This window comes from Candidatus Hydrogenedens sp. (assembly GCA_035361075.1).
In the GTDB taxonomy this organism is placed as follows: domain Bacteria; phylum Hydrogenedentota; class Hydrogenedentia; order Hydrogenedentales; family Hydrogenedentaceae; genus Hydrogenedens.
Map to the genome: position 1 here is coordinate 107,464 of DAOSBX010000003.1, position 13,885 is coordinate 121,348.

A 13,885-nucleotide genomic window follows, 5' to 3' on the forward strand; every position below is an offset into this window, starting at 1 on the left:
GATAATAAAAAGGAAGAAACAATGTCATATTTAAAAACATTTTGTATCGGTTGGATAGTGTACTGTTTTGTAGTTATGTTTGTAAATGCAGACGAATTGGATTGGAAAGTCCTCTCAAAATATGATAGCGCTATTAAACCAAATGAAATGATGAAAACATACCTAAATCAACAAGCCGAAGAATACTTAAAAAAATCAAAAGACGAATCTTCTTATTTCCCTGAAAAGGAAAGTATAGAATCATACAAAAAAGAAAAGAGAGAATTACTATGGAACCTATTAGGAGGTAGACCTGAACCTACTCCTCTTAATCCCAAAATAATTCGCACAGGACAAAAGAAAACATATCGATATGAGGTTTTACACTTTGAAAGTCGCCCTAATTTCTATGTTACGTCCGTTCTATATCTACCATTATCTCCACCACCTTACTCAGCAGTTCTCATTCCTTGTGGGCATTCCTTAGAAGCAAAAGGTTATAAAGAATACCAAAAATTAGGAATTCTTTTAGCACAAAATGGAATTTCCGCTTTAATTTATGACCCCCCAGGACAAGGTGAGAGAATCACATTTATCAAAGATAATGGAGAACCTGATATTTGGGGAACGACAGAACATACTGTTCTCGGGTTAGGCTGTATTCTTTTAGGAACGAACTATGCACAATATGAGATATGGGACGGGATTAGAGCCGTTGATTATATTCAGAGTCGAAATGACATCCGAAAAGAAAAAATAGGTTGTAGTGGTAACTCAGGAGGTGGTACCCAAACTGCATATCTTATGGCTATCGAGCCACGAATTTATGCCTCTGCTCCATCTTGTTATCTTACATCGTGGGAACGGTTATTAAACACTATTGGTCCCCAAGATGCAGAACAAAATATTTTTTCACAAATTAAGTATGGTCTTGACCATTCTATGTATCTGTTTTTACATGCTCCAAATCCTGTGCTTATATGCTGTGCCACCAGAGACTTTTTTGATATATCAGGAACATGGAACACGTTCCGAGAAGCAAAACGATTATATACAAAATTAGGTGTAAATCCCTTATGTGATTTAATCGAGATTAACGAGGAACATGGGCTTAAAAAAATAACACGTGAAGAAATTGTAGAACGGATGTTATGGTGGTTAGATGGTATCCATAAAGAAGTAGAAGAGCAAATCGACGATTCAGAAATACTTAATAAAGATGAATATCAAGTATGTTCAGAAGGCAATGTGAAAACCATTCCTAATAACCGTTCCATTTTAGATATAAATAGGGAGCAAGAAAAAGTATTCTCAAAAGAGAGAGAACAATTTTGGAACACCTCAACATTAGAGCAAAAACAAGCAAAAGTTTCTGAATTAATCAATGCTCCTTTATGGAAAGATGTGTCTCAACCTGAGATAATCGAGTTTTCAAAATGTAAGTCAAAAGAATTCCCAAACGCAGTATCTATTATCCCTTTTATAATAAAACCAGAAGAAAAAATAGTATTACCTGGCATTCTTTTCGAATCTACTAAATCACCCGAGAGAGTTATTATTTATACAAACCCAGAGGGTAAACAATCCGAACCTGACCGAATCAATGACTGGTTAAAACAAAAAATAAATGTTTTTGCTGTGGACTTAAGAGGTTCAGGAGAAACACTACCAACTCCAAGCAATAATGATATAACAAGAACTGTGGGTCTTGGATGGGAAGATGTCTTCCGTGCTTATCTTATCGGAAAATCCTATGTCGGGATGCGAGTTGTAGATTATTTCTCAATAATTAAATATGTAAAAACAAAATACAAAGATAATGTCAAGATAAACATTGATGCATCAGGTGTTTTATGTGTTCCCGCTATTCATGCAGTATTTTTACTTTTACCGAATGAGATTTCAATGACGTTGCGAGGTTTAACATCATGGAAACAAATTATTGATAATCCAAGAATACAAGGACAAATTACAAATGCAGTTCATGACGCCTTAAAATGGTATGATATACCCCAATTAATATCAACAATAGATAGTACAAGGATAAATATCCTTGCTTCTGAAGTTCCAACCTTTTAATGAAGTGATTATAAATGTCTAAAAAACATTCAAATATAATACAGGCACTATTTATATTTTTTTCTCTTATTTTTTTATTAAATAATAAAGCAACTTCCAACGAACAGGCTAACGAAGAAAAAATGTCATGTGAATTAACATCAGAAGAATTTGAGAATAGCCGTTGGTTCTGGTTCGTTAGTTTGGTGAATCCATACCCAAAAATGGAAAGTGAAAAACCTGTTAAAGAATTGTTTGACCCTATCATGGAATTTTTTGCCCCAGACCAGAAACCTGTAAAAACCGTGAGCGATTTTAGGGATGACCATTTAATTTGGGCACCTCATGCAGGATTTGGTTACCAGATAAATTCAAAATGGACGGTAACAGCACAGGGTGGGGGAGAAGGAGGAAAAATTCGAACAAAACAAACTCATCCTTCAATATTATTAATGCCATTACATACAGACTTTGAAATTCAACGAGGTGCTTTTTATCTTGGGTCTGGTGTTCACTATTCACCATGGGGGGCACCAGAGCACCGAGATTTTAGTTCGTGGAAAGAACGAATTAAAGCCACTCGTCCATACCTTTCTACTTCTCTCACATATACCTACGCTACTTATGATGCTAAAGTTAAAGTAAAATTCCGACCGTTTCTGTATTTGGTAGATTTAGATTTATCAGATGAATGGCATACAGTTAGTTTAGATACCAATATTGGTTTTGAGGTTCCACTTAATAAAAGAGATGAATTTGTATTTTCATTTGGCTATTCGAAGTTTGCCCAACTTAATGAAGATTTCGATAGTTTTACATTTACAGTCGAATTTAAACGCTACCTTCAAAAGAAAAAGACACAAAAACAAGACTAATTAAAGCCTATTCATCCAGAATAGTTAAAATGAAACCCATTAACCCAACACGTGACAAAACACTTTTGCCTGCATTTAACATCTCAGTTCACGAAATTAAAAACATGATATTTTTCGGAAAATTGGGAAAATAAAATCAATTTAAAATCAGTTCCGCTATAAACTCCTGCCCCGTCGGTTTTTTTAAAACAAAACCTAACTTAGCACATACCCTCAACATAGCCCGATTTTCAGGTAATATTGTCCCATATAAACGATGAACACCTTCAGTACGAGCAATTTGTATTAAACGTCTCAACATTTCTGTTCCTAAACCATGACCTTGAAACAGGTCACTAATCATCAACGCAAATTCTGCATCTTGTGTCCCATAAATTTTTACTATCCTACCCACTCCTAATATTGCATTTTCACCTGTTTCCTTATTTTTCTCTACCGCAACTAATGCAATACTACGGTCATAATCTACAAAACATATTTCTGTAAGACGTTCATGTTGGGTACGGACATGAAGTGGCTGGAGTTGAAAATATCTAAAATAAACTGTGTTATCACTTAGTGTTTCATGAAAACGAATCATTAAACTTTCATCTTCAGGACGTATAGGCCTAAGAATAATTTCATTGCCCTTTCGTGATGTCCAACTAAAAGTATATTCATTAGGATATGGCCTTATAGCCAATTTTGGAAAAGACTCTATCGGTGTATCTATCGGATAAAGCAAAATAGAGGCATTCAACGCTACAATTCGTTTCGGTGAAATAACTATCGGATTTAGTTCCATTCCCTGAATTAATCGCTGTTCACAGATAAGATAACTAAATTGGACAAGTAAACGTTCTAACTCCTCCAAATTAAAGCCTTTACAAATTTTACCTTCCTTTAATGATTTATAAATGTTTGTATCTTCTATCATTCTACGGGCTAATGTCGTATTTAAGGGTGGTAACCCTGTCGCTCTATCCTCAAAGATAGATAACATTTTTCCACCTGAACAAAAATATATATAAGGACCAAATAGCGGGTCTACATGGCTTCCAATGCAAATCTCAATCCCATCTCTTGGAACTAATGGTTGCACCGCTATCCCTGGGAATGCACATGCTTCTTTCCCATCCGTAACGAAATCAAGTAAAGAACGAAATGCTTTACGAACCGCTTTTTCATCATGCAAATTAAGTAGAACACCACCCGGGTCCGCAGATACTTTCCCCGAAAGAAGAACTCGACGCAAAACTACTGGATAACCTATGTTCTTAGCAATATGAACTGCTTCTGTTTCATCATGAGCAATATGAGTCTCAATTAGGTTAATTCCATAACTTGCCAGAACATCCCGTGTAGCTGATGGAGGTAAAATGCTTTGACCCTGACGTACTGCATATTCGATGGTATTTTTGGCAAGAATTTTATTTGAAAGATGTTCACTGGTTTCCTCATGCGCACTTGGAGTTTCATAAAGTCCCTTTAATTGATAAGAGTAATGCCACATCGAAAGGAAAATTCTCGCCGCAATATCAGGATAATCCAATGTAGGTATTCCCGCATTATTCAATGCCTGTTGCCCATCCTCCACTTTATAACCACCCATCCAGCTCGCAAGGATAGGCTTTTTCATCGGATTTTTCACCTTGATTAATTCTTCGGCTGTTTCTAATGGCTTGGTCATAACTTGAGGCGTTAAGATAACTAAAAGTCCGTCCGCATTCTCGTCTTTCAAAACAATCTCCGCTGATTGTGCATATCGTTTAGGGTCTGCATTCGCTAATAAATCAATCGGATTGTCATGATTCCAATAAGGTGGCAAAATCTGATTTAACTCTTCCATGGTCTTTTCAGATAGCGAAGCTATTTTCCCACCCATAGATACAAGAGCATCTGTAGCTAAAATACTTGGTCCAGCCGCATTACTAATTATGGCAAGTCGATTCCCTTTAGGTCGCGGTTGTTTCCCTAACACAATAGCCATATCAAATAACTGTTGAATATTATCCACACGCAATACACCACATCTTTTTAAAGCCGCTGAAAATACCTCATCACTACATTGCTCTCCACCCACATAATAAGGTGTATTTCTTGCTAATTTCGCACCTAATTCCGTTCTACCCCCCTTTAATAAAATGATGGGTTTATGCAAAGCAACCTCACGTGCCGCAGAAAGAAAAGAACGAACATCACCCAACGCTTGCATGTATATAACAATACTTTTCGTATAAGGGTCATCACCTAAATAATAAATTAAATCAGCCCAATTTACATCCACCATCGTCCCAAAAGAAACAAATTTACTAAAACCCACCTTTACATGAAAACTCCAATCTAAAATAGCCGCTCCAACCGCACCGCTCTGAGTAATAAAACCTACAGTCCCTTTTGATGCTATATGAGGTGCAAACGCTGAATTCAACCCTATAATGGGATTCATAATTCCTAAACTATTCGGACCAATGACTCGGATTTTGTTCGGATAAATAATATTCTTAATTTCTTCTTCAAGTGCTTTCCCTGCTTCTCCTGTTTCACTAAAACCCGCCGAAATAATGATACATCCTTTTACTGAGCAACGAATACATTCCTTAATAATATTAGGAACAGTTTGAGCAGGTGTTATGATAATCGCAAGATCTATAGGTTCTGGAATAGAACCAATATCTGGATAAGCCAACATCCCTAAAACCTGATGACGATTAGGATTTACCGCATATACCGTCCCCCCAAACGGATTACTAATCAGATTCCACAACACTGTCCGTCCCACGCTATCCAGTTTGTCTGTTGCACCAATCACTGCTACAGCACGGGGCATAAAAAAAGCATCCAATGGATGTCGTATTTCTTCATCTACACGAATCGGTTGTATCGACATAAATATAAACCCAAGTCGTTTATTTATTTTATTTTACGTTAACATAATCCATTATTCAAATCAACACATTTTCCCTGCGTCCTCAGCAACAATCTAACCCAGTCCTTACCATCCTTTTTGTCTGACCTATCCGACCTATCCAACTTGTCCGTCTCGTCCGATTCCTATAATACGCACCTATCTATTTGAAATCCAATATCTACATAAGTTACATTTATATGTTGTAAATGCTGTGAGCGAGTCTCACAGTTAAAACTTAACCCATACTGAGGGAGGTTTAACTATGTCCCAAGTAGCAGAATTTTTCAATCAACTCACATCAAAAGTAGACCCCGCTAAAATTAAGGGTATGAATGTGACCTATCAATTCGTGATTACAGGCGAAGGTGGTGGAGAATGGGCAGTTGCAGTTAGTAACGAGCAACTGACCGTTACTGAAGGTAAAGCAGAAAAAGCCAATATCACTTTGACCATTTCTGCATCCGATTTCCTTGACTTAGTCGCTGGAAAACTCAATGGACAAACAGCATTCTTGACAGGAAAACTAAAGATTCAAGGTGATATGACACTCGCTCTAAAATTACAATCCGTTTTTAATCTCGGCTAAAATTTTTTAAGGCAGGAAATACTTACCGTTAAGTATTTCCTGCCACAATGTATGTGTATTTAATGACAAGAAAAAAAAGTAGATTTAATTTTATTTCGTTTTGTTTCGTTCTTGTTAGTATATACAGTATCGATTGTAAAAAGAACAGCGATATTCTAATCTCAGACCACACGTTTGTTTTTGAAAAGAATCCCATCTCCATTCAGTACTTAAAACCTAACAACAAAGATAATACAAAAAACATTAATTTTGTAATTTTTGATGAATCTACCACTGATATAGAAAATTATAAATCAGTAATTAACGACTTTTTATTCTCAGGATATGAGATTACAATATTGAAATCTGATTGGAAAACAATCCTAAACACTATCTTATCCTCTCCTGATTCTAAAAACAAAGACTATATTCAACTCTGTGAACTCATTAATAATCTCCATGAAAAAAAGAATAAAAATATTGTAATAGCCTGGGATGAATTAGTTAACTTTGCAAGTCTGTTTCAGATAAATACAAATTGTGCTGATGGATTAATAATTATCTCACCCTCTCTGAATATTAAGATAGATAAAAATGTCGATAAATTATTTTCAAATCCGATGTTAATTATAACAGGAGAATATGACGAAAAATCTTATAATCTATCTTTAAAACTCCAACAACAAAACCGCTCATTATGTGAAATAAGAACGTATCCTACTGATGAACACGGCTTGGACGTATTACTATATTCTGAACATGCAAAAGAACAAATTAAACTTTGGATAGATACAATCACAAAGACTGTAAACTAACTGTTTAATCGATGTGTAAAATTAAAAAGTTTATATTTATTATTTTATTATTTATTTCCTTTACCTCCTCACCTTTATTTTCACAATCAGAATTAAAAACCATTACCACAAACTTTAATTCCCAGAGAGGAACAATACTCATTCAATCTGAACTACCAACTTCCAATTGTTTCTTTCTATTGGATACAGGTGTGTCTATTCCTGTAATCGATAATAACTGCCAAAACAATATAATTAAAGATGAGTATAAAGTAAGTGCAGGTAATCCTTTGATAAAAAATGTAAATTTAAATAGTGCCTCGTTTCCTGTCTATCATGGTGATATTCTTTTGTCTAACCTTTCAAATATATCAAATAAATTGGGAGTATGTTTGTGTGGAATAATACCTATCTATTTCCCTGGATATGAAATTTATATAGATTTTGGAAATGAAAAAATTACATGGAGATTGATATCCACTGAAAGAAAAAGAGAAAAGGAAAAAGTATTTTATGAGAAGTTATATTTTTCCCCAGAACAGCCTATTCCTCAAGTCCCTGTGACATTAAACTCTAAAATTTCTCTTTTAGCAAATATCGATTTTGTCCGAAGTGAAAATATAGGTATACCTATGAACATAGTCAATGAAAAAAAAATAACTAATGGCAAAAATAAATTTGCCCGTTATAAAGATGGAAAAGTCGTTCAATATTTCAGATTAAAAACACTGAGAATAGGCAATCAAAATTTTGAGAATCTTCTGGCTGTTTCCGTTCCAGGAGAAAAAAATGCATGGATAGGGACACATTTCTGGAGGAAATCTGTAATCCATATTAGTTATGAGGAGGCAAAACTACACCTTCTAAAAACAGGTAATTATAAAGAAGAAATATGGACAGGTATAGGAATAATACCCGATTACCTGTCAGAACAAGGCTGGATTATAGGTGTGATTGAAGACACTCCCGCCTGGAATAAAGCAAATCTACGAGGTGGGGAATGTCTCCAAAAAATAAATGATTTTGATGTAAAAAATATGAAAATAGAACATTTAATTCAATTACTAAATTCAAAACCAGGAACAGTTTTAGATTGTACCTTCATAAACCAGGTAGGTTCAGAAATAAAAACACCACTTACCGCTGAAGAAATATTATGAAATACTAACACACACTTAATTTAATTATATGATATTACCTTAATTAATAAACAAAAAAAGTTGAGGTGTCGGTAGGGGGCAACCGACACCTCTATATTTTTACGGGCTCTGAGGGGAATCAGAGCTCAATGGGGTAGCAGAGTTGCGGAGAAGCGGAAGAGAGGATTCCCGGCCGGGGTAAACCGGGACATCTGTTATTCCGGAGAGAGAGATGCACTGCAGTGGTAATGGGAGGACAACCACTGGCAGCATTATGTGCTTCGCTATGTGTTGTTGATTCAATTGGACCTTGAATAGTGTAGTAGCATAGGGAACACAATCACAACTCTGCTACCAACAACTTTAATATACAATATTTATATATATAATGTCAAATGCTTATTTTAATTTATATATATGTGTGTTATTTATTATAGGCTTAAATATTTATAAATCAATAAGTTATAACTATAATTATTTATGTTTGAAAAAACGTATTTAAAATGTTGAAAATAGAAGACAAATCCTTTAAGTATACAAAAAAAATAATTGTAATTTAAATAACAAATAAATATAGGGCTAACAAATATGTTCTTTTACACAATTAATTACACTCCTTAAAATTTTTATTCTTGAATAACATTTATCGTTACCCTCTATGATTGTCCATGGACTATTTTTTGTAGAGGTAAAACTAATCATATCTGAAACAGCATCTACATAATCATTCCATTTTGCTCTATTTCTCCAATCCTCATCTGTAATTTTCCATTGCTTATACGGATTTTTCGTCCGCTCTTCAAATCGTTTTAGTTGTTCATCAGGAGAAATATGAATCCAAAATTTAATAAGAACTGCTCCCCATTTAACCAACTGCTGTTCAAATTCATTGATTTCCTTATATCCACGTTTCCAATCCTCAGGTTTGGTAAACCCTTCTACACGCTCTACCAATACCCTTCCATACCAGGAACGGTCATAAATTGTAAAATGTCCCGCTTTAGGGAGCACTTTCCAAAACCGCCATAAGTGGTGATGCATTTTCTCCTCGCCTTGAGGGGCACCAATCGGAATAACCTCATAACCTCGTGGGTCTAATTCTCGAACCAGCCGTTTTATCGCTCCTCCTTTTCCACCAGCATCCCATCCTTCAAAAACGATAATGACAGGTATCCTTTTTTTAAAACAAATAAACTGTAAACGACGAAGTTCCTTTTGTAGTTTTGGTAATGTCCTATCGTATTCTTCTCGGGATAATGTTTTTGACAAATCCACCGCATTTAAAGGTTCAGAAGTTCTACTCGGAAGAGAATATATTGGAACTGATAAACCCTTTTGTAATGCATTTTCCCAATGTGAAAGAATAATATGTTCCGCTTTTGAAATACAATACTTCTCATCCATAGCAGGAATGATATGCCATGGATGCACTCCATTATGTGTGTCCTCTAATATTACATCTATAATTTTATAAAGCTTGTCGTACGCATCTAATATTTCCTGATTTTCACCTCGAACTCGCCACTCAAATGCAGGGTCTTTTTCTAATTTCTTAAATCGTTTTTTTTGTTCTTTTTTCGATATATGTAAAAATAACTTGATGAGAATCATCCCATCTTCAACAATCTGCCGTTCAAAAATTTTAATATCTTTTAATTCAGCACGAAGTTTCTCAGTGCCCCATCTCTCTTTTTTTGCTCTCAACACAATAGGCCAATACCAACTATGATTAAAAAATGCAATATCACCATATTTGGGCAATCTATTCCAGAAACTCCATAAATAAGGTCTTAATCGTTCCTCTCGTGTGGTCTTTGCTATATTATGGACCCAGTACCCTCTTGGGTCAAGGTTTAATAATAGACGGTTTAAAAGAGTCCCTTTTCCAGATGTGTCCCATCCCTCAACAAGGACAACAGTAGAAATGCCTTTTTCTCTTAATTCCCTTTGACATCGTCCTGAATCAATCTCCCATTTCTGAATAGCTTGCTTAAATTCATCTTTTGAAAGGTAACAATCCAAATTTATTGTATCCAGCATATATTATTCCTTGAAAAAGTGTAAATCCAGTTTTTAATTTGTAGTAATTTTTATTACGTTTTCAGGAACATTATTTCCTTTAGTATCCGTTATTCGAAGCGTAAATCCCCAGTTGTTTTTGTTGTTCGTAATTTTTAATAGAATTTTGTATTTCCCTTTTTCGAAGGATATAGGGATGACCTCTTTATCTGGCAATACTGTTGATTCACCAAAATAGTCATAGATACATTTTTGTTCTGTATCTTTAATTACCCATACCTTCACCGCATCATTAAAACCAAACCGAACCTGTGCTGTTATAGGTTGAAATACCTCAAACTCACACAGAGCGTATGCAGAACAAATGTCATGGCGACCCAGAAGTTCTATAAAATCCATGGATACTTTATTAGGTTTCATTGATGCTATTTTCCAGCCATTATAATCTGCAATATTTTCAGGAGGGAAAGATGTATCATGTGTTTCTTTAAATGTGCCAGCACTAAAATATTCAGAAATTTTCCAATCTATAATAGGCTTAAATAAAATCTGAAAATTTGTTTCCTCTCCATAGAGATATCGTTTTCCTAGTTCCCAAAAATTATATTTATGAGTGTCATAGTTATTTAATGGCACTGTCTGAAATCTTGGATTATCATCAGGGCCCATCGGCAATACCATCAGAGCATATCCCATTATGTTATTTAATTTTTCATAATCCCTTTCCTTTAACAATGTACTACCCTCAACAAATAACCCTTCCGTTGTCGGTTTTTTTGAACGTAAAACTTCTGTGAACGTTTCTAACGGTTCATCACTTACAAAAGATTCTTTCTGACGAGTTAATAATTGTTCGTAGCAATTATGGCTATAAATCCAGTTGTATTTACGCGATGCTACTAAATGAATTCCGTAAACCTGCTCCAACTCATTGACGGTATAGCCAGCTTTATGTCCACTGTCATAATCATATCCGAAAGGCCAGATTCCTGGTGCAACAGAACACGTTTCCATCCAGTATTTCCTTGCATCTGGCGATAAATAATTTAAAAATATGTGTTCAACCCCACTAATATAAGGTAATATCTCTTTTAAGTTCTTGAGTCGATATGTATGTTCCACACAATAGTGAACCCCTCCTTTCGCCTTCCTCTTTGCTGATTCCTCAATCCACGTAAGATGTATAATCAAACCTAAATTTAATCCTTGCTCTGGAAAAGTAAGAAACACCATATCGGGAAATACATCATATATAGTATTAATTAAATCCGCACTACGTTTTTGAACCCTCTCTATCAAATCTTTCCGAGTATAACCATCGTATGTATATCCTTTCCAATTAAAGTTATATTGTTCCCCAATATACTCAATATCAATTGCAAAACCTGTACATCCACTCTCCTTTGCAAATATCGCAAATTGACGAAAATTGTGAATAACATTTTCCCATTGCAGGTCACTAAACCAATCAAAAAAGTGGTCAAAAGATATCTTCAAAAATGTTTCCATCCCCAACTCTTTGCATAACTTATTAGCCTCAGAAACTTTTTGAAATGTCTCATCTTCTTTACCAATAGTCCATGGCTTTTTATCAGAAGCCCAAATATTATCACTCCATTCTCTCGCAACATAATCAAGGAAAAAAGCATCAACTCCATGGTTTTTCCAGTCTTTCGCATCCTTTAATATCTGTTCTGGCGATGCGGAAAATAAAATCGTTTTTGGAACTTCTTCAGAAAAAGATAACATCGAGAGACAAAATACAAATAAAAATAATACATAACATAAACTAAATTTCATATTCCTACCTTTCTGTTTTATTTGAGTATTTTTTATAACAAAATAACAATATAATAAACACCTTTGAATTATTATACACATTTAAAGTAAAATAAAAAAGCATTACATATATGTAATTTTGGAAAATATGTAAACATATAACCACTCAATAAAAGGATAGAAAAATACCTTAATGAAAGAAAAAAACGAAAGAGCCCTTTCAGAACTTAAACTCCTTCTCGAAATAAGCGAAATATTAGATAGAAGTTATGACCTTAGAGACGAACTCTATCCTGTCCTCAAAGCAATTTCAAATCATACAGGAATGTTACGAGGCACCATTACCTTGCTCGATAGGGAGAGAGGTGAACTACATATAGAAGCAGCTTATGGACTTTCCAGCGAAGAATTGGCACGAGGAGTCTATAGAGTTGGAGAAGGGATTATTGGGAAGGTAGCTCAAATGGGCAGGCCAATGGTTATTCCTAAAATCTCCACCGAGCCTATGTTCCTAAATAAAACAGGTTCAAGAAAAAATTTACAAAAAGAAGAAATATCCTACATCTGTGTACCAATAAGAGTAGAGAACATGGTATTAGGAACATTAAGCGCTGACCGATTATATTCAGATGAGATTTCTTTAGAAGAAGACCTGCGTGTTTTGACAATCATCGCTTCTATGATAGCCCGTGCTGTCCGACTGAGAATGAGGAATGAGGAAGAGAGAAAAGCTCTTTTACTTGAAAACGCTCGGTTGCAAGAAGAATTAAAAAAAAGATTCCACCCCTCAAATATGATTGGTAGTTCAGGAGCAATACAGAAAGTTTATGATTTAATTCAACAAGTATCTACAACCGAAGCAACCGTCCTTATTCGAGGTGAAAGTGGTACTGGTAAAGAATTGGTAGCCCACGCTATTCATTTTAATAGCAATCGTGCCACGGGTCCATTTATAAAAGTTAACTGTGCCGCACTACCAGAATCTGTTGTTGAGAGTGAACTATTTGGACATGAACGAGGTGCTTTTACTGGTGCATATCAGCAACGAAAAGGCCGTTTCGAAATGGCTCATGGCGGTACCATTTTCTTAGATGAAATTGGAGATTTACCTTTAAGTATTCAAGCAAAACTTCTTCGTGTACTACAAGATAAAACCTTCGAACGAGTAGGAGGCTCAGAAGTTATAAAGGTCAATGTTCGTATAATTACTGCAACAAATCGTGATTTGGAAAAATTAGTTAAAGAAGAAAAATTTCGCGAAGACCTATTTTATCGATTGAACGTTTTCCCAATATTTATTCCACCACTAAGAGAAAGAAAAACGGATATTTTAGAATTGGCAAATTACTTTGTCGAAAAATACAGTCGCGAAAATAATAAGTATGTTAAACGAATTTCAACCCCAGCAATTGACATGTTAATGAGTTATCACTGGCCTGGAAATGTCCGTGAATTAGAGAATGTTATAGAACGTGCTATTATTCTAACCAATGATGATGTAATTCATGGACATCATCTGCCACCAACACTTCAAACTGCAGAAGCTTCAAATACAATAATGAAAGGCAAATTGGAAGAAACCCTTGAACGGGTTGAAAGAGAAATGATTATTGAGGCATTAAAAAATACAAAAGGAAACAAAGCAAAAGCAGCAAGAGAATTAGGAATTACGGAACGGATTATGGGACTTAGAGTGATGAAACTCGGAATTAACCCAAAACAATATAAACCCCAAAAAGCAAAACATTCTATGAAAACAAAAGAATATATCGATAAGGATAGATAAA

The 13,885-nt window shown here is 35.0% G+C and carries 9 protein-coding genes; 6 read left to right on the forward strand and 3 right to left on the reverse strand.

The annotated features are described in order from the left end of the window. Positions 1-21: 21 nt before the first annotated feature. Positions 22-2,058 (forward strand): prolyl oligopeptidase family serine peptidase, encoded by a 2,037-nt coding sequence (locus tag PLJ10_01780; protein ID HOK08371.1) that lies wholly within the window; start codon positions 22-24, stop codon positions 2,056-2,058. A gap of 14 nt (positions 2,059-2,072) precedes the next feature. Further along, positions 2,073-2,912: a hypothetical protein gene (locus PLJ10_01785; protein ID HOK08372.1), complete on the forward strand. Its 840-nt coding sequence runs from the start codon at positions 2,073-2,075 to the stop codon at positions 2,910-2,912. Positions 2,913-3,048: 136 nt separating this feature from the next. Here PLJ10_01785 and PLJ10_01790 read toward each other — a convergent pair whose 3' ends face one another. Further along, entirely contained in the window at positions 3,049-5,781 is a 2,733-nt protein-coding gene (locus PLJ10_01790; protein ID HOK08373.1) for a bifunctional acetate--CoA ligase family protein/GNAT family N-acetyltransferase, read from the reverse strand. Between the two features lie 283 nt (positions 5,782-6,064). On the opposite strand from PLJ10_01790, the gene PLJ10_01795 reads away from it, so the two are divergent. The 3 genes from PLJ10_01795 to PLJ10_01805 all read left to right on the forward strand — a co-directional run bounded on the left by PLJ10_01795 (position 6,065) and on the right by PLJ10_01805 (position 8,321). Further along, the gene (locus PLJ10_01795) at positions 6,065-6,388 is read left to right on the forward strand and encodes an SCP2 sterol-binding domain-containing protein (protein HOK08374.1); all 324 of its coding nucleotides are present in this window, start codon (positions 6,065-6,067) and stop codon (positions 6,386-6,388) included. Positions 6,389-6,450: 62 nt separating this feature from the next. Then, positions 6,451-7,182, forward strand: coding sequence for a hypothetical protein (locus tag PLJ10_01800; protein HOK08375.1), 732 nt, complete (start codon positions 6,451-6,453; stop codon positions 7,180-7,182). 191 nt (positions 7,183-7,373) lie between these two features. Then, the gene (locus PLJ10_01805) at positions 7,374-8,321 is read left to right on the forward strand and encodes a hypothetical protein (GenBank protein HOK08376.1); all 948 of its coding nucleotides are present in this window, start codon (positions 7,374-7,376) and stop codon (positions 8,319-8,321) included. Between the two features lie 558 nt (positions 8,322-8,879). Here PLJ10_01805 and pap read toward each other — a convergent pair. Next, on the reverse strand, positions 8,880-10,340 hold the full coding sequence (gene pap / locus PLJ10_01810) for a polyphosphate:AMP phosphotransferase (GenBank protein HOK08377.1): 1,461 nt from the start codon (positions 10,338-10,340) through the stop codon (positions 8,880-8,882). Positions 10,341-10,373: 33 nt separating this feature from the next. Continuing rightward, on the reverse strand, positions 10,374-12,119 hold the full coding sequence (locus PLJ10_01815; GenBank protein ID HOK08378.1) for a hypothetical protein: 1,746 nt from the start codon (positions 12,117-12,119) through the stop codon (positions 10,374-10,376). A 172-nt stretch (positions 12,120-12,291) separates the two neighbouring features. Here PLJ10_01815 and PLJ10_01820 point away from each other — a divergent pair, with 172 nt between their 5' ends. Continuing rightward, positions 12,292-13,884: a sigma 54-interacting transcriptional regulator gene (locus PLJ10_01820; GenBank protein HOK08379.1), complete on the forward strand. Its 1,593-nt coding sequence runs from the start codon at positions 12,292-12,294 to the stop codon at positions 13,882-13,884. Position 13,885: the final 1 nt, after the last annotated feature.

Excerpts from the sequence above, each read along its gene's own strand:
- PLJ10_01780 (HOK08371.1), top strand. The coding sequence starts at position 22 with ATGTCATATTTAAAAACATTTTGTATCGGTTGGATAGTGTACTGTTTT.
- PLJ10_01785 (HOK08372.1), top strand. The coding sequence starts at position 2,073 with ATGTCTAAAAAACATTCAAATATAATACAGGCACTATTTATATTTTTT.
- PLJ10_01790 (HOK08373.1), bottom strand. The coding sequence starts at position 5,781 with ATGTCGATACAACCGATTCGTGTAGATGAAGAAATACGACATCCATTG.
- PLJ10_01795 (HOK08374.1), top strand. The coding sequence starts at position 6,065 with ATGTCCCAAGTAGCAGAATTTTTCAATCAACTCACATCAAAAGTAGAC.
- PLJ10_01800 (HOK08375.1), top strand. The coding sequence starts at position 6,451 with ATGACAAGAAAAAAAAGTAGATTTAATTTTATTTCGTTTTGTTTCGTT.
- pap (HOK08377.1), bottom strand. The coding sequence starts at position 10,340 with ATGCTGGATACAATAAATTTGGATTGTTACCTTTCAAAAGATGAATTT.
- PLJ10_01815 (HOK08378.1), bottom strand. The coding sequence starts at position 12,119 with ATGAAATTTAGTTTATGTTATGTATTATTTTTATTTGTATTTTGTCTC.
- PLJ10_01820 (HOK08379.1), top strand. The coding sequence starts at position 12,292 with ATGAAAGAAAAAAACGAAAGAGCCCTTTCAGAACTTAAACTCCTTCTC.